Raw genomic sequence first — 16001 nt, 5'->3', positions numbered from 1 at the left:
CGCTCGGCGAGCCCATCCCTCACTTTCATGCCGGAAGCAGCCCTCCCCCCGGCCCTCTCCCACCAAGAAGGGGAGAGGGAGAGGGAGGGCCGATCGGGTGCGGCGTCACTCTGCCAGCGCGTTGTACTTCTTCAGCGAGGCCTTCAGATCCGCGAGAGCCGCATCAGGATCGGCGCCGGTCTTCTTGGCATTGTCGCCCCACGTCTTGACCAGCGGCTCGGCGGCCTTCTTCCAGGCGGCGGTCTGCTCGGGTGTCAGCTTGTAGACCTCGTGGCTGGATTCCGCCTTCACCTTGGCGATGCCGGCGTCCTCGAACTTGCCCCAATGCTCGCCGACCGCGCCTGCCGTCTCGACCGTGCAGTTCTTGTCGATCGCGGCCTTCTGCTTGTCGGACATCGCATTGTACTTGTCCTTGTTGATCACGAACACGAACGTCGTGGTGTAGAGAGGCGCCTCCATGTCGTATTTGGTCACCTTGTCGATGCCGAACAGCACCAGGGAGCCCCAGGGAAAGGTGACGCCGTCGGCGACGCCGCGCTCGATGATGTCGCGCACTTCCGGTGCCGAGGACTGCACGTTGGTGCCGCCGAGCGAGGTGACGAAGTTTGCCATGGTGGCGTGCGCAGGGCGGATCTTCATGCCCTTCACGTCCTCAGGGCTGACGATTTTCTTGGTCTTGGAATGGAAGGAGGAGGGCGAGTGGACGAAGGCGAGGCAGTATTTGACGTCCTTCATCTCCTTCTCGGCATATTTGCGATACCAGGCGTCGAGCCCCATCGAGCCGCCCTTGGCATCCGAGATCAGGAACGGCAATTCCCCGGCGCCGATGATCGGGAAGCGGCCGGGCTGGTAGCCGGGATTGACATAGGTGACGTCGGCGATGCCGTCGCGCGCCATGTCGTAATGGTCGAAGGCCTTGCCGAGCTGCTGGGCCGGAAACACCTTGCCCTTGATGGTGCCGCCGGAATCCTTCTCGACCGCCGCGGCCCAGTCTTCCAGCGATTTCTGCAGGGGATGCGAGGCCGGCACCCAATGCGAGATCTTCAAATCGAAGGTCTTGTCCTGCGCGTAGGCAGGCGTCACGCTCGCGGCCAGCAGCAATGCCAGACAGGCTTTTCTCATCACGCGTCTCTCCCTGTTTTCGACGGCGGGCTTCGATGGCCCGGTCTCATTAATTAACATGTTATCTAATTGGCTGGCGCGTTCAAGCCGGAACTGGCATGCGGCCTTGCCGCGTCGTCTACGTCAGCCATGTTGCATGGATTTGTCGCTGCTCGGGCGACGACCGCTCCCCTTCTGCCTAACAATTATGTAGTATAATTATCGTCTGCTGGCCGGCGCGACAAGCGGGCCGCATGCAAAGCCTACAGGATCGGAAGGAGCAAGTATTGCGGACAAGAGTCGCAATCATCGGGGCCGGGCCGGCCGGATTGTTGCTTGGGCAACTGCTGCACGCATATGGCATCGACAACGTCATTCTGGAGCGGCAGAGCCCGGACTATGTGCTCGGCCGTATCCGCGCCGGCCTGCTGGAGGAGGGAACCGTCGCGCTGCTCGACCAGATCGGCGTTGGCGCGCGGGCACATGCCGAGGGCTTGGTGCATGAGGGCATCGAACTCGCCTTTTCCGGCCGCCGTCACCGCATCGACATGAAGGGCGCGACCGGCAAGACGGTGATGATCTATGGCCAGACCGAGGTCACGCTCGACCTGATGAATGCCCGCAAGGCCGCCGGTCTCGTCTCCGTGTACGAGGCCAGGGACGTGCAGCCGCATGATTTCGACGGCAGTCACCCGCGCGTAACCTGGGTGAAGGACGGCGTCACCCACACGCTGGATTGCGATTTCATCGCCGGCTGTGATGGTTTCCACGGCGTCAGCCGCGCCAGCGTTCCGGCGACCGCGATCGAGGAGTTCGAGCGGGTCTATCCGTTCGGTTGGCTCGGCATTCTGTCCGATACGCCGCCGGTCAGCCACGAGCTGATCTATTCCAACCACGCGCGCGGCTTTGCGCTGTGCACCATGCGCTCGATCAAGCGCAGCCGTTACTATGTCCAATGTTCGCTCGACGATCACGTCGACCAATGGCCGGACGATCGCTTCTGGGACGAATTGAAGGGCCGGCTCGACCAGGAGGCGGCCGACAGCCTCGTCACGGGCCCGTCGATCGAAAAGAGCATCGCGCCCTTGCGCAGCTTCGTTGCCGAGCCGATGCGCTTCGGCCGGATGTTCTTGTGCGGCGATGCCGCGCACATCGTGCCGCCGACCGGAGCCAAGGGCCTGAACCTCGCCGCTTCCGACGCGCATTATTTATCGAGCGCCTTGCGCGAGTTCTATGACGAGAAATCCAGCGCCGGGATCGACGCCTATTCCGCCACCGCGCTGGCGCGGGTCTGGAAGGCCGTGCGCTTCTCCTGGTGGATGACCTCGATGCTGCACAAATTCCCCGACACCGGCACCATCGGTGCCCGCATCCAGCTTGCCGAGCTCGACTATGTCACGCAGTCGCAGGCCGCGATGACGTCGCTATCGGAGAATTATGTCGGGCTGCCGTTTTAGAACGAGCAGGTGCCGTAGGGTGGGCAAAGCGTAAGCGTGCCCACCAGCTTTCTCAATTGTGAGAGATCGTGGGCACGGCGCTTCGCGCCTTTGCCTACCCTACGGCTCCGTCATTGCAGCATCGTCCGTTTCAAACGCCCGCGCAAATTCCGTTTAAAACTTTGTAATTGGTGCAACGGTCATGCACATCGCGTTCAATGTCGGCAACACAGCAGCGCGAGACAGAAATGACCTCTCCTGACATCCCCTCCGACTTCGAGCCGCATTTCCGCAAGGCGCCGCTCACCGATCCCTGGGAGCCGCTCTACTCCAGGAAGACCGACAAGGGCGTCACCGTGGGATTGCGGCTGGCTACGCCCCACACCAACGCGCGCGGGCTGATCCATGGCGGGCTGATTGCGGCGCTGGCGGATGCCGCCATGGGCTATAGCTGCGCCCAGGCGACCGGCTGGACGACGTCCTTCGTCACAATCTCACTGTCGGTCGATTATGTCGGCGCGGCCGAGATCGGCCAATGGCTCGCGGTCGAGGGCGAGGCGATCAAGACCGGCTCCACGATCTGTTTCGCGCAATGCCTGGTGAGGGCCGACGACGCCCTGATCGCGCGAGCGAGCGGGACGTTTCGCGTGGTGCCGAAGAAGGGGTGAAGCTCTCCCGTGCCCCGGACGCGGTGCGGCGCGAAGTGGCGCTCCGCAGAGCCGGGGCCCATCCATCGACACGCTACAGTACCGCCGACTGGGTCCCGGTTCTGCGCAGCAACGCTACGCGTTGCAGCGCGTCCGGGACACAAGACCTACCCGAACCTCCACTCTGCCATCTCCACCACGAGATCGACGAACGCCCGCACCTTCGCCGAGAGCAGGCGCGAGGTCGGATAGACGATGTGGATCGGAAGCGCCGGCTGTTCATATGCCGCGAGCACGATTTTGAGCCGTCCGCGTTTCAGCCCGTCGGCCGCCTGATAGGCCAGCACGCGCGTCACGCCGCCGCCGGCCTCGGCATATTGCAGCGCCGCGTCGGCGCTGTTGCTGATGAAGCGGGGAGACGGCTTCACCTCGATGTCGTGGCCGTCGTGCTGGAAGCGCCATTCCGACCAGGGGCCGAACTGGATGGTCTGATGTGCGGGGAGGGCTTCCGGCGTCTTGGGTTCGCCGTGGCGCTTGAGATAGCCGGGCGAGGCCACCACGATCCGCCTCATCTCCCCGACCTGGCGTGCCACCAGCGAGGAATCGGCGAGATGGCCGATCCGCACCGCGGCGTCGACGGCATCCTCTACCAGGTTGACGAGATGGTCGGAGAGCCGCAATTCGCCGGCGACCTCGGGATAGCGCTTGAGATAAGCGGTCATGACCGGCCCGACATGCAGCCGGCCGAAGCCGACCGGCGCCGAGACCACGAGCCGTCCGCTCGGCCGGTTGCGCTCTTGCCGCGCGGAGCCGTCGGCTTCCTCGACATCGGCGAGAATGCGCTGCGCGCGCTCCAGATAGCGCGTGCCGACATCGGTCAATCTCACCTGCCGCGTGGTCCGCTGCAGCAGCCGCGCGCCCAGATGCTCCTCCAGCGCCGCGATCAGCCGCGTCACCGCCGAGGGCGAGAGTCGCAGCTTGCGCGCCGCCGGCGCAAAGCCTCGCAGATCGGCGACGGTGACGAAGACGTGCATGGCTTCGAGGCGGTCCATGGCATTATTGCATATATCGCAATGATGAAGTGTCAAGCGGCCGGATTGTTCTGGCGGCAGAAAAGCCCAGATTGGTCGTCGAAAGACGTAGCAATGCGCCGGAATTTCAGGAGCCATTCCGATGACGGCAACTCAGACCTACGCCAGCGATATCGCCTTTTCGCCGGCGGTGAAATCGATCCAGACCCGAAAGGGGTCGCGCGAGGGCTATGCCCATGCCGAGCAGCGCGGATGGCGCACCGAGGTCGACGAGAACCTCGCGGCGTTCCTGGCTGACGCCAACAGCTTCTATCTTGCAACGGCATCGGCCGACGGCCAGCCCTACATCCAGCACCGCGGCGGCCCGAAGGGCTTTCTCAAGGTGCTGGACAAGCAGACGCTGGCTTTCACCGACTACGCCGGCAACCGGCAATACATCACGCAGGGTAACCTCTCGGAGAACCCCAAGGCCTACATCTTCGTCATGGATTACGCCCACCGCCGCCGCGTGAAGATCTGGGGCGAGGCGCGCGTCGTCGAGGACGACGAGGCACTGACCACGTCGCTGATGCCAAAAGGCTATCGCGCGCGGCCGGAGCAGGTGATCCTGTTCAAGATCTCCGCGTGGGACACCAACTGCCCGCAGCACATCCCGCAGAAGTTCGATGCGGGTGATGTCGCGGCGGCGCTGGCGGCAAGAGATCAGCGGATCGCGGAGCTCGAGGCGGAGGTCGCGGCGCTGAAGAGACAGTCGGCGACCTAGACGGCGGCCACGATTGCGAACTGACTGTCGCCGTTCAGGCGAGAAAGCTCCATTTGCGCGGGCGCGAGCAGGCCGGCAAGGCGGCCGGCCTCGAGACGATAGACCATTTGTCCGCGGATCTCGGCGATGCGGCGTCCGGCAAGGCGCCAGAGCTTGTCCTCGATCTCCTCAATCGTGAAATGCCGCACATGGAAGCGGAACGACGATTTGTGCAAAGCAAAAGGCAAACCGCTTTCAAGCGGGCACGACAGTAAAATCGGTCCCGCGGTGGCCTTTCCGGCCTGCCGGAGGAATTCGTCGCACTCGGTGACGTGCTCGATCGATTCGAAGCAGACCGCGAAGTCGGCAGACGCCGCAGCGAGCTCGAACGGAAAGTAGGCTTGTGTGAAGACGACGCGATGATCGCCGTATGATCGTTCGGCCAGTGTGACGGCCGGCGCGGAGCCGTCGATGCCGATCACTCTTGCACCGCAGCGATCGGCGATGATTCTGGCCCCGTAGCCGTTGCCGCAAAAGAGGTCGAGGCCGCTGGCCGCCTGGGGCACCGTCAAGTGGCGGCCGAGCCAGCGCGCGGCGAATTCGTAGCGGGCGGTGTGGTCCCGTCTGACGGCTCCGACCTCATGCGCGGTCTGACGTTCGCCGCTGTCGAGCGAGAGATCGTGGCCGTCGAGCTGGGCCGCCGGATTGCGCACGAAGCGATCGCCAAGTGCGGTTCGGACCCCGGGCGCAGCGGGATTGACGACGAGTGCGCGCCACAGGTCCGCCTCGGCCTCCTGCGTCAGTCCGATACTGGCTCTGGCGATCGAGCGCAGCAGCAGAGCCTCGATATTGGTCGGCTGGCTGCGCAGCGTCGCATCGAGGTGAGCGACCACGTCGGTAAAGCGTTGCTCTTCCAGCAGCGACAGGACCGAGCTCCAGCTTCCGGGCATCACGCCACCACTCTGTCGATTGCACCAAAGCCCCAATCCGCATTGAGCGCGCGCCGCAGACGATCCTTCTCCAGGCCATGCGAGAATTCGGGCAGGCTGTGGCTCTCATCCAGCAGACAGTGCCACGTCTGCGGGCTGTACCAGCCGGCGCTCTGCGGGACCGCATCGCCGAATCCGCTGTCGGTGCCGGGGGCGCCGGTGCCGAAGCGGTAGAGCGGCGGCTTCAACGCGATCGTCCGCTTGCCGAACAGCTCTGCCTCGACGAGGCCGCTCGAGTTCAGTGCGCAGACGGTCTCGATCTCCGGCTGCGCGAGGAGCTGGTAGAGGTTGAGGTCGGTCCAGCCGACCGAGCGCAGGCTCTTGATGGCCTTGCGCGCCGCCGAGTGCGGCTGGTCATAGGGGTGCGGCTTGAACAGGACCGCCGACGAGCGCACCGACAGCTCGATCAGGTCTGAAAGATAATCGCCAAGCTGAACGAAGCGTCCGGTCTCGAGATCGAGCGCCGCACGGTCGTCCGGAACCTGCCCGAGGATGAGGGCCTGAGATTCAACGGTGTCATGAAACTCGCCTTGCTCCTGACGAAGCCGGCGCGGAGCGCGGCGTCGCGGAGATCGAGCATGTTGTGCAGCAGCATCCGATGGATCGAAGCTCGGTTGGTGCGGGCCGCGAACACCACATCGTCGAGGAAGCGGACCGGATAGAGGATCAGATCGATGACGGCGATTCCAGCCTGGTCCAGCAGCCTGCACATCAGATCCGGCAGTTCGTAGCCGACCACGGTGGTGCCGCGAAACAGCTCGGTCACGGCGTTCGCGATCCCGGCGGGCAGGGTCTCGAGCGACAGGAGCTTGCCCCATCCTTCCGTTGTCAGCGGCAAGCCGGCCTGCTCGTACAGATCGGGCGTGTGAAAATAGTGATGGTCCCCGCGTAGCCGCGCATCCCACGACGCCGTGCCGACCTGCCATCCGCCGAGCCGCGCAGCGGTGCCGACGATGCCGTCGAGCCAACGGACGTGCTTCCAGGTTCCGCTTTCCCAGGTCGTTCCGACCAGATAGGGCCGGAAGAGATCAGCGGTCAGCGTCAATCGTGGAGCGGTCATCGAGCCTCGCATCACGCATTAACGTGCGAGGGGAGAGATTCAGGCGCGATGAGTTCGGGCGGGGGCTGGCGGGAGTCTCCGCGAATTCATCCGGCCGAGATAGCGCGCGCTCCGTCAACGCCGTCATTGCGAGCGCAGCGAAGCAATCCAGAGGCCTTCCGCGGAGGGATTCTGGATTGCTTCGCTGCGCTCGCAATGACGAGGAGGAAAGAGCGTGAGCCTAGCTGTCACCGCCCAGCACGAAATCAGATCGCGCTCGTGCCTTCGTGCTGGAAGCCGAGGTAGCTTGCCGCAACGCGCTCGTTCGCGGCGATGTCGCTGGCCTTGCCGCTCAGCACGAACTCGCCGAGCTCCATCACATAGGCCTGGTCCGCGATCTTCAGGGCGGCCTGCGCATTCTGCTCCACCAGCAGCACCGAGACGCCGCTGGCGCGGAGCTCGGTGACGATGCGGAAAATGTCGGCGACGATGATCGGGGCAAGGCCGAGGCTGGGCTCGTCCAGCATCAGGAGCTTCGGCTCGCCCATGAGCGCGCGGCCCATCGCGAGCATCTGCTGCTCGCCGCCGGAGAGCGTGCCGGCGAGCTGCTTGCGGCGCTCCTTCAGCCGCGGGAACAGCGTGTAGACGCGCTCCATCGAAGCCTTCGCCTTGCTTCGCTCGATGCGGAAGGCCCCCAACTCGAGATTATCTTCGACATTCATGGTCACGAACAATTCGCGGTGCTCCGGGACGAGGCCAAGTCCCATCGCGACGCGATCCTCGATGTCGAGCCGGGCGAGATCCTGGCCGGCAAAGGTGACGCGGCCCTTCAGCGGCAGGATGCCCATGACGGCTGAAAGCAGCGTGGTCTTGCCGGCGCCGTTGGCGCCGACGATGGTGACGATCTGGTTCTGGCCGACCTCGAGCGAGACCGAGCGCACCGCCTCGACCTTGCCATAGGCGACATGGGCGTCGGTGACGGACAACAGCGCGCTCATGCCGCCACTCCGAGATAGGCCTTGATCACTTCAGGATTTGACTTGATCGTGGCAGGTGTGCCCTCCGCGATCTTGGTGCCAAAATCGAGCACGACGATGCGGTCGGCGAGGTTCATGACGAACCCCATGTCGTGCTCGACCAGCAGGACGCTCATGCCGCCGTCGCGCAATTCGCGGAGCAGGGTGGCGAGCTGCTGCTTCTCCATGTGGCGCAGGCCCGCGGCCGGCTCGTCGAGCAGCAACAGCATCGGATCGACGCAGAGAGCGCGCGCGATCTCGACGATGCGCTGCTGGCCGAGCGAAAGGCTGCCTGCGAGCTGGTGCATCTGCTCAGCGAGGCCGACACGCTCGATCTGGCGGGCGGCCTCCGCGAGCAACTTGGCCTCGTCGGCGCGGTCGAGCCGCAGCATCGAGGAGATGGGGCCCGAATGGCCGCGCAGATGCGCGCCGATCGCGACATTCTCCAGCACGGTCATGTCAGGGACCAGCTTGACGTGCTGGAAGGTCCTGCTGATGCCGAGCTTGACGATCTCCTGCGGCGGCGCCTTGTCGACCTTCTTGCCGAGCACCGAGACCGAGCCCGACGTTGCCGACAGGACGCCCGTGATCAGGTTGAACGTCGTGCTCTTGCCGGCGCCGTTCGGGCCGATCAGCGCGACGATCTCGCGGGCCTGGACGTCGAAGGAGACGTTGTTGACCGCGACCACGCCGCCGAATTGCTTCCGCGCCTTGTCGACCTGGAGCAGGGCGCTGGACTGGCCGGGTGCGCGGGCGCGATGCTCCAGTTTCAGCGAGGTGTCGGGCTTCTTGCCACTGGTACGCTCGGGGAAGAACGACATCAGCCAGGGCCAGAGCCCGCCGGGCGCAAGCTGGAGCAGCGCCACCAGCATGATGCCGAACACGATGGTCTCGACTTGGCCGGAGCCGGGCAGAAGCAGCGGCAAATAGCTCTGCAGCGCCTCTTTCAGGATCACGACGATCGCGGCACCCAGCACGCCGCCCCAGACATAGCCGGCGCCGCCGACCACGGCGATGAAGAGATATTCGATGCCCATATGTGCGCCAAACGGCGTCGGGTTCACCGCGCGCTGAAGATGCGCGTAGAGCCATCCCGAGAGCCCGGCAAGCACGGCGGCGTGGATGAACACCAGGAGCTTTGCGCGCGGCGTGTGCACGCCAAAGGCTTCCGCCGCGACATGGCCGCGCCTGAGCGCGCGGATGGCGCGGCCGGTGCGGGAGTCCAACAGGTTCATCGTCAGCAGCGCCGAAACGATCACGGCGATCCAGATCGCGTAGTAGATCGAGCCGGGCGAGAGCATCTTGAACGTGCCGATCGACAGCGGCGGGATCGCCGAGATGCCGTCGTTTCTCCCCAGGAATTCCAGCTTGCTGAAGAGATAGAACAGGCCGAGGCCCCAGGCGATCGTGCCGAGCGGCAGATAATGGCCGGAGAGGCGGACGGTGATCAGCCCGAGCAGCACCGCCAGCGATCCGCTGACCAGGAGCGACAGCGGAAGGGTCAGCCACGGCGATACGCCATAGGCCGTCGACAGCACCGCGGTGGTGTAGGCGCCGAAGCCGACGAAGGCCGCTTGGCCGAACGAGGTCAGGCCGCCGACGCCGGTCAGCAGCACGAGGCCCATCGCGACCAGGGCCGCGAGGCCGATATTGTCCAGCAGCACGATCCAGAACGGCGGCATGCCGGGGATGAACGGGATCGCCGCCATGACGAGCGCGAAGACGAGAATGGGAAACCGGCTCTGCATCTTGGCGTCAGTCCTTCTCTTCCTCGACCGCCGGCGCGGCGAGCGAGCGCAGCAGCAGCACGGGGATCAGCAGCATGAAAACGATCACCTCCTTGTAGTTGGAGGCATAGAAGGACGAGAACGCCTCGACGAGGCCGACGACCAGCGCCGCGGCGGCGGTGAGGGGATAGCTGACGAGGCCGCCGATGATCGCGGCGACGAAACCCTTCAGGCCGATCAGGAAGCCGCTGTCATAGTAGAGCGTCGTGATCGGCACGATCAGGATGCCCGACAGCGCGCCGATGACGGATGCCAGCAGGAAGGCGATCTGCCCCGATAGCGTGGTGCGGATGCCCGCGAGCCGCGCCCCCAGCCGGTTCACGGCGGTCGCGCGCAGCGCCTTGCCGTAGAGCGTCAGGCCGAAGAACAGCCAGAGCCCGATGATGAAGGCGATGGTGATGCCGTAGACGGTGAGGCTCTGGCCGGTGAAGCGCAATGCGCCGGCGGTGAAGGCGCCGGACAGCACCGCCGGCCCGCGCTGGCCTTCGGCGCCGAAGAAAAGCAGGCCAAGTCCCTGCAGCGCGAGATGGACGCCCACCGAGGCGATCAGCAGCACCAGCACGGAGGTGTGGGCCAGCGGCTGGAACGCGACGCGGTAGAGATAGAGGCCGATCATCGCCACGATCACCAGCGACAGTGCGATGCAAATCGCGACCGGCGGCTTCTGGGCGGCGAAATACACGGTCAGCGCCAGCACGATGGCCGGCAGCACGACGTTGGTGACGAAGCTGCGCACGATCAGCCGCCCATGCAGCGCCTTGCGTGCCACGAACAGGTCGAACGCGAAGGCGCCGATGCCCAGCGCAAGTGCGAGCTTGGCCGTGCCCGGCATCTGGCCTGCCGCCAGCGAGGCATAGGTCAGCGCACCGTAGGTGACGAACTCGCCCTGGGGAATGAGGATCACCCGGGTGACGGCGAACACCAGCACCAGCGCGAGGCCGAGCAGCGCGTAGATCGCGCCATTGGTGATGCCATCCTGCACCAGGAACAGCATGATGGTGGTATTCAAGACCGGACGCTCCCCCTAAAGATTACGGACCGGTCCCCTGGATTGCGGTGGACGGTACGCTCACAGCCATTGAAAAACGCATGCGATATTTGATATGGTCCATAACAATTATCAAATATAACATCAAGGGCGGGGTGGATGACCCGTCCCGAATTTAGCGGGATTACGAGCACGAGGCGATGACCGTTTCCAAAGCTGCCGAAAAGTCCTCTGAGAAGCCTGCCGATACGGCCAAGGGCCGCAAGGACGTGGCCGAGGCGCAGGGTCAGGGGTCCGCCGAAGCCCTCCAGCTCGGCGAACTCTCGGAGCAGCTCGGCTATGTGCTGAAGCGGGCGCAGCTCAAGGTGTTCGAGAACTTCCTGCGCTGCATGGCCTCGCTCCAGCTGACGCCGGCGCAATTCTCCGTGCTGCTGCTGGTCGAGAAGAATCCCGGCCGTAACCAGACCGAGATCGCCTCGACTCTCGGCATCCTCAGGCCGAACTTCGTGGCGATGCTCGACAATCTCGAGAGCCGCGATCTTTGCGCCCGGATCCGCTCCACCAACGACCGCCGCTCGCACATCCTGGTGCTGACCGACAAGGGCAAGGCCGTGCTTTCCCGCGCCAAGAAGCTCGTCGCCACCAAGCACGAGGCCCGGCTGAACGACTTGCTCGGGCAGAGCAACCGCGAGGCGCTCATCGCGATGCTCTCGAAGATCGCGAACGAGTTTTGAGGGGCGGCCGTCGAGCCCAAGCTGGCTTGTGACGAGCCCAACCCACATTCTCCGCTGTCATCGCCCGACATGATCGGGCGATCCAGTACTCCGAGACCGTTTTGGTTCATCGAGAGGCTGCGGCGTACTGGATTCCCCGCCTGCGCGGGGAATGACACCGTCGTTGGGGCTGGCGCCTCAATCCACCAGGATCACCCTTATATCGTTCACGTTGGTCAGCGTCGGGCCGGGCAGCAGCAGATCCCCCGTCGCCTCGAAGAACGTGGTGGCGTCGTTGTTGTCGAGGTAGGCCTGTGGCTGGAGTCCCTGCGCCTTCATCTTCGCGAACGTCGCCGCGTCGATCAGCGCGCCGGCGGGATCGGTGGGGTTGCCGGCGCCGCCATCGGCACCGTCGGTATCGGCGGCCAGCGCCGAGATATCCGGCGTGTCCTTCAGCAGGTTGGCGAGCGCCAGGGCGTATTCCTGGTTCGGTCCGCCGCGCCCCTGGCCGCGCACGGTAACCGTGAGCTCGCCGCCGGAGAGGATCGCGACGCGCTTGCCTTGCGCGCGTGCCTGAAGCGCGAGCTTCGCATGATCGGCCGCGACCTCGCGGGCCTCGCCTTCGAGATCGGCGCCGAGACCGATGGTCTCGTAACCGGCCTCGCGCGCGAGCTTCACCGCGGCGTCGAGCGACTGCTTGGGCCGCGCGATCAGCTCGAAATGCGCCCGGGCAAAGGCCGCATCGTCAGGCTTGCAGCTCTCGTTGGCGGGATCATCGAGCGCGCGGCGCACGGCATCGTCGATGTCGAGCCTGTACTTCGCCACGATCGCGCGCGCATCGGCCAGGGTGGTCGGATCCGCCACCGTGGGACCGGAGGCGATCGCGGAGGGATCGTCATGCGGCACGTCGGAGATCGCGAGCGTCACGATCTCGGCGGCATTCCTGCCGGCGCGCGCGAGACGGCCGCCCTTGATCCGCGACAGATGCTTGCGCACGACGTTCATCTCGCCGATCGGCGCGCCCGAGCGCAGCAGCGCCTTGTTGACCGCCTGCTTCTGCGCGAAGCTGATGCCCTCCACCGGCGCGATCCAGTTCGCCGAGCCGCCGCCGGTGAGCAGCACCAGGAGCAGATCGTCAGGGCCGGCCTCGCCGGCCAGCGCGAGCGTGTCGGCCGCGCCCTTCAGGCCGGCCTCGTCGGGCACGGGATGGCCGGCCTCGACCACGCGGATGCGGCGCGTCGGCACGCCGTATCCGTGGCGCGTGGTGGCGATGCCGACCAGCCGCTCCGGCGCCAGCCCCAGGGTGTCGAGATAGTGCCGCTCCGCCGCCGCGGCCATCGCGCCCGCGCCCTTGCCGGCGGCAAGGCAGATCACGCGTCCCCTCGGCGCGGGGCGCAGATGCGGCGCCAGCACGACGTTGGGATGGGCGGCGGCAACGGCGGCATCGTAGAGCGCGCGGAGCAGGGGACGTCGGTCGGTCATGACGAAAAGCCTTGGGCGAACAGGAGGGATCGGCGGCGAGCGCCCCCGGTCACATGCCTACCCCATCAGGCGCCAAAGCGTAAGCGGCCTTGGCCATCATTCGATTGTGCAATCGCGTGATCGCAATCGGTGGGCAAAAAAAGCTCCCTGCGAGAGCATCGCAGGGAGCCTGCCGTCCACGTCTTCCAGCGACTAGCCGCCGGCGTCGGCGCTGATCACGTCGCCGAACAGATCCCACTTGTCGCCCTTGAACTTCATGAGCTGGAGTGAGCTGATCGGTGCGAAGTCGTTCGCGCCGGTGTTGATCTTGATGCCGGGCAGCAGCACTTCGGTACGGAAGTCCTTCAGGCTGGCCGCCTGTTTCATGACGTTCTCGCGCGTGAGATTGTCGCCGCACTTCTTCAGCACTTCGACCAGCGTCTGTGCCACGCCGTAGCCGACGATGGTGCCGCCGTCGAGCTTGTCGCCTTCCGGGAAGTACTTCGCCATGAAGTCCAGGAAGCCCTTCATGCCGGCGTCGTCCTTCCACTGCGGATCGGAGACGTCCTTCAGATATGCGGCCGAGATGATGTCCTGCGAGTTCTCGAAGCCCGCGGGCTTGATCACGCTGCCGACCGAGGCCGAGACGTTGTTGAGGAAGTGCGTCGGCTTCCAGCCGATCTCGGAGATCTTCTTGATCGCCTGCGCCGCGAATTTCGGCGTGGTGATGTTGATGAAGACGTCGGCGCCGGTCGCCTTCAGCTTGACGATGTGATTGTCGATGGTTGGCTCCGACGTCTCGTAGCTTTCCTCCAGCACGATCATGCTTGCGGCCTTGGCGCCGAGGCCGTCCTTCAGGCCCTTCAGGTAGTCCTTGCCGTAATCGTCGTTCTGGTACAGGACGCCGATCTTGGCGTTGGGCATGGCCTTCAGGATGTACTTTGCGTAGATCTGCGTCTCGCTCTGGTAGTTGGGCTGCCAGCCCATCGTCCAGGGGAAGTTCTGCGGATCGTTCCACTTGGTGGCGCCGGTTGCGACGAACAGCTGCGGCACCTTCTTCGAGTTCATGTACTTCTGGATCGCCGAGTTCGGCGGGGTGCCGAGCGAGTTGAAGACGAGCAGCACCTCGTCGCTCTCGACCAGCTTGCGCGCCTGCTCCACCGTCTTGGGCGGCGAATAGGCGTCGTCGTAAGAGACGAAATTGATCTTGCGGCCGTTGATTCCGCCCTCGTCGTTGATCTTCTTGAAATAGGCGGCTTCGGTCCGGCCGATGATGCCGTAGGCGGAGGCCGGTCCGCTGTAGGGCATGATGTTGCCGATCTTGATTTCGGTATCGGTCGCGCCGGTATCGTATTTCTTCTGGGCCGATGCAGTGGAGGTCGAGGCCGCAATGAGCGCAAGCGCCAGTGACGCGGCGGCAAATTTGCCGGTGACAGCAGGCATTCCATTCTCCCTATTTTCTTGATGTGGGCGTCCCTTTTCTTGGCTTGATTGTTTTTGGCGACGCTGCCGCAATTCAATACGATTTGCCCGAAGGCTTCAAGGAAAAGCCCCTGCGGCAATGCCGCAGGGGCTGCGTCTTTAGTAGTCATTGGGCAGGGCCGCGCCCTTAGCCGCCTACCTCGCTACTGAGGACGTCGCCGAACAGCTCCCAGCTTTCGCCCTTGAAGCGCATGAGTTGCACTTGGGACAGCGGCGCGAAGTCGGTGGGGCTGGTGTTAACCTTGATGCCCGGCAGCAGGCCTCCGGGTTCGAAGTCCCGGAGGGCGGCTGCCTGCTTCATGACGTTGGCTCGCGTCAGATCGTCGCCGCACGCCTTCAATACATGCGCAAGACCCTGGGCCACGATGTATCCGTACATCACAGCCGAATCCGTGCGGTTGGCATCCGGATAGTACTTGTCGAGGAACTCATTCCAGGCCTTCATCGCCGGATCGTTCTTCCATTGCGTGTCGGTCGGATCCTTGTAGTAGTTCGAGGAGATGATGCCTTGCGAGGCTTCGAAGCCGGCCGGCTTCATGACGCTGCCGATGGAAACCGAGACGTTGTTGAGGAAATGCATCGGCTTCCAGCCGATCTCATGCATCTTCTTGATCGTCTGAGCAGCAAATTTCGGCGTGGTGACGTTGAAGAAGACGTCGGCATCCGTCGACTTGAGCTTGACGATGCTGGAGTCGATGGTCGGCTGCGCCACCTCGTAGCTTTCCTCGGCCACGATCATCGACGCCGCCTTGGCGCCCAGGCCGTCCTTCAGGCCTTTGACGTAATCTTTGCCGTAGTCGTCATTCTGATAGAGGATGGCTATCCTGGCGCCCGGCCTTTCCTTCAGAATGTACTTTGCATAGATGCGGGCTTCAGTCTGGTAGTTCGGCTGCCAGCCGATGGTCCACGGAAACTCCTTGGGATCGTCCCATTTGGTGGCGCCGGTGGCGACGAACAGCTGCGGCACCTTCTTCTGGTTCATGTATTTCTGGATCGCGGTGTTCGGCGGTGTGCCAAGCGAGTTGAAGATGAGCAGCACCTCGTCGCTCTCGATGAGCTTGCGTGCCTGCTCCACGGTCTTCGGCGGCGAATAGGCGTCGTCATAGGTCACGAAGTTGATCTTGCGGCCGTTGATGCCGCCTTCTGCATTGATCTTGCGGAAATACGCCTCCTCGGTCTTGCCGATCACGCCGTAGGCGGAGGCTGGTCCGCTGTAGGGCATGATATTGCCGATCTTGATCTCGCTGTCGGATGCGCCGGTGTCGTATTTCTTCTGCGCGGACGCTGTTGTGGACAGGGTGGCAGCCAGCACGAGGGCAGCCGAGAAGGCCCCCAATCGCACATGCATTGCAGGCATCTTGATCTCCCTAGGTCGGTTTGAATGTGTCGATTGTTCTTGTCGTGAGCGATCATTGCGCGTCGCTCCAGCACGCATTGAATACCCTTCTCAGGTGCCCAGCAAGGAGAACGCGCCGTCGCGCGAGGTCCTTCTTCTGCGAGGGGATGCGGAATATTCCGGCGCGCGAGATGAAGCGCGCCATCACTCAGCTACGCCAAAATTGCCTTCTG

General features: G+C 64.3%; 15 protein-coding genes. 4 read left to right on the top strand and 11 right to left on the bottom strand.

Going from position 1 to position 16001, the window contains the following annotated elements; translation table 11 throughout:
• Positions 1–105 precede the first annotated feature (105 nt).
• Entirely contained in the window at positions 106–1122 is a 1017-nt protein-coding gene (locus RX330_RS32610; protein ID WP_317241211.1) for a TRAP transporter substrate-binding protein, read from the bottom strand.
• A gap of 266 nt (positions 1123–1388) precedes the next feature.
• Here RX330_RS32610 and pobA point away from each other — a divergent pair, with 266 nt between their 5' ends.
• Positions 1389–2558 (top strand): 4-hydroxybenzoate 3-monooxygenase, encoded by a 1170-nt coding sequence (gene pobA / locus RX330_RS32605; protein WP_317241210.1) that lies wholly within the window; start codon positions 1389–1391, stop codon positions 2556–2558.
• A 227-nt stretch (positions 2559–2785) separates the two neighbouring features.
• Positions 2786–3205 (top strand): PaaI family thioesterase, encoded by a 420-nt coding sequence (locus RX330_RS32600; protein ID WP_317241209.1) that lies wholly within the window; start codon positions 2786–2788, stop codon positions 3203–3205.
• A 146-nt stretch (positions 3206–3351) separates the two neighbouring features.
• Here RX330_RS32600 and RX330_RS32595 read toward each other — a convergent pair whose 3' ends face one another.
• Entirely contained in the window at positions 3352–4236 is an 885-nt protein-coding gene (locus RX330_RS32595) for a LysR family transcriptional regulator (protein WP_317241208.1), read from the bottom strand.
• Between the two features lie 121 nt (positions 4237–4357).
• Here RX330_RS32595 and RX330_RS32590 point away from each other — a divergent pair, with 121 nt between their 5' ends.
• Complete coding sequence (locus tag RX330_RS32590; RefSeq protein WP_317241207.1) at positions 4358–4978, top strand: pyridoxamine 5'-phosphate oxidase family protein; 621 nt, start codon at positions 4358–4360, stop codon at positions 4976–4978.
• On the opposite strand, the gene RX330_RS32585 is transcribed toward RX330_RS32590, so the two are convergent.
• The 6 genes from RX330_RS32585 to RX330_RS32560 all read right to left on the bottom strand — a co-directional run bounded on the left by RX330_RS32585 (position 4975) and on the right by RX330_RS32560 (position 10797).
• The gene (locus tag RX330_RS32585; RefSeq protein ID WP_317241206.1) at positions 4975–5907 is read right to left on the bottom strand and encodes a class I SAM-dependent methyltransferase; all 933 of its coding nucleotides are present in this window, start codon (positions 5905–5907) and stop codon (positions 4975–4977) included. The two genes, RX330_RS32590 and RX330_RS32585, sit on opposite strands and share 4 nt — an antisense overlap.
• On the bottom strand, positions 5907–6341 hold the full coding sequence (locus tag RX330_RS32580) for a hypothetical protein (RefSeq protein WP_317241205.1): 435 nt from the start codon (positions 6339–6341) through the stop codon (positions 5907–5909). The genes RX330_RS32585 and RX330_RS32580 overlap by 1 nt, the downstream gene beginning before the upstream one ends.
• An 11-nt stretch (positions 6342–6352) precedes the next feature.
• On the bottom strand, positions 6353–7006 hold the full coding sequence (locus tag RX330_RS32575) for a hypothetical protein (RefSeq protein WP_317241204.1): 654 nt from the start codon (positions 7004–7006) through the stop codon (positions 6353–6355).
• A gap of 245 nt (positions 7007–7251) precedes the next feature.
• A complete protein-coding gene (locus RX330_RS32570) occupies positions 7252–7983 on the bottom strand; it encodes an ABC transporter ATP-binding protein (RefSeq protein WP_317241203.1) in 732 nt (243 codons plus the stop codon).
• Positions 7980–9749, bottom strand: coding sequence for an ABC transporter permease subunit (locus tag RX330_RS32565; protein WP_212087774.1), 1770 nt, complete (start codon positions 9747–9749; stop codon positions 7980–7982). The genes RX330_RS32570 and RX330_RS32565 overlap by 4 nt, the downstream gene beginning before the upstream one ends.
• A gap of 7 nt (positions 9750–9756) precedes the next feature.
• A complete protein-coding gene (locus tag RX330_RS32560; RefSeq protein WP_212087776.1) occupies positions 9757–10797 on the bottom strand; it encodes a branched-chain amino acid ABC transporter permease in 1041 nt (346 codons plus the stop codon).
• Between the two features lie 179 nt (positions 10798–10976).
• Here RX330_RS32560 and RX330_RS32555 point away from each other — a divergent pair, with 179 nt between their 5' ends.
• On the top strand, positions 10977–11510 hold the full coding sequence (locus RX330_RS32555) for a MarR family winged helix-turn-helix transcriptional regulator (protein ID WP_212087778.1): 534 nt from the start codon (positions 10977–10979) through the stop codon (positions 11508–11510).
• Positions 11511–11687: 177 nt separating this feature from the next.
• Here RX330_RS32555 and RX330_RS32550 read toward each other — a convergent pair whose 3' ends face one another.
• The 3 genes from RX330_RS32550 to RX330_RS32540 all read right to left on the bottom strand — a co-directional run bounded on the left by RX330_RS32550 (position 11688) and on the right by RX330_RS32540 (position 15789).
• Positions 11688–12971, bottom strand: a complete 1284-nt coding sequence (locus RX330_RS32550) for a glycerate kinase (RefSeq protein WP_317241202.1) — start codon at positions 12969–12971, stop codon at positions 11688–11690.
• Between the two features lie 192 nt (positions 12972–13163).
• The gene (locus RX330_RS32545) at positions 13164–14393 is read right to left on the bottom strand and encodes an ABC transporter substrate-binding protein (protein WP_212087783.1); all 1230 of its coding nucleotides are present in this window, start codon (positions 14391–14393) and stop codon (positions 13164–13166) included.
• A gap of 166 nt (positions 14394–14559) precedes the next feature.
• A complete protein-coding gene (locus RX330_RS32540) occupies positions 14560–15789 on the bottom strand; it encodes an ABC transporter substrate-binding protein (protein ID WP_212087785.1) in 1230 nt (409 codons plus the stop codon).
• Positions 15790–16001: the final 212 nt, after the last annotated feature.

It is taken from the genome of Bradyrhizobium sp. NDS-1 (genome assembly GCF_032918005.1).
GTDB lineage: Bacteria > Pseudomonadota > Alphaproteobacteria > Rhizobiales > Xanthobacteraceae > Bradyrhizobium > Bradyrhizobium tunisiense.
Note: the sequence above shows the minus strand (reverse complement) of the source record. Positions and strands in the feature narration are given on the sequence as shown.

Bases quoted from the DNA above. Each gene is read 5' to 3' on its own strand.
- RX330_RS32610 (WP_317241211.1), bottom strand. From the start codon at position 1,122: ATGAGAAAAGCCTGTCTGGCATTGCTGCTGGCCGCGAGCGTGACGCCT.
- RX330_RS32600 (WP_317241209.1), top strand. From the start codon at position 2,786: ATGACCTCTCCTGACATCCCCTCCGACTTCGAGCCGCATTTCCGCAAG.
- RX330_RS32595 (WP_317241208.1), bottom strand. From the start codon at position 4,236: ATGGACCGCCTCGAAGCCATGCACGTCTTCGTCACCGTCGCCGATCTG.
- RX330_RS32590 (WP_317241207.1), top strand. From the start codon at position 4,358: ATGACGGCAACTCAGACCTACGCCAGCGATATCGCCTTTTCGCCGGCG.
- RX330_RS32585 (WP_317241206.1), bottom strand. From the start codon at position 5,907: ATGCCCGGAAGCTGGAGCTCGGTCCTGTCGCTGCTGGAAGAGCAACGC.
- RX330_RS32575 (WP_317241204.1), bottom strand. From the start codon at position 7,006: ATGACCGCTCCACGATTGACGCTGACCGCTGATCTCTTCCGGCCCTAT.
- RX330_RS32570 (WP_317241203.1), bottom strand. From the start codon at position 7,983: ATGAGCGCGCTGTTGTCCGTCACCGACGCCCATGTCGCCTATGGCAAG.
- RX330_RS32565 (WP_212087774.1), bottom strand. From the start codon at position 9,749: ATGCAGAGCCGGTTTCCCATTCTCGTCTTCGCGCTCGTCATGGCGGCG.
- RX330_RS32555 (WP_212087778.1), top strand. From the start codon at position 10,977: ATGACCGTTTCCAAAGCTGCCGAAAAGTCCTCTGAGAAGCCTGCCGAT.
- RX330_RS32550 (WP_317241202.1), bottom strand. From the start codon at position 12,971: ATGACCGACCGACGTCCCCTGCTCCGCGCGCTCTACGATGCCGCCGTT.
- RX330_RS32545 (WP_212087783.1), bottom strand. From the start codon at position 14,393: ATGCCTGCTGTCACCGGCAAATTTGCCGCCGCGTCACTGGCGCTTGCG.
- RX330_RS32540 (WP_212087785.1), bottom strand. From the start codon at position 15,789: ATGCCTGCAATGCATGTGCGATTGGGGGCCTTCTCGGCTGCCCTCGTG.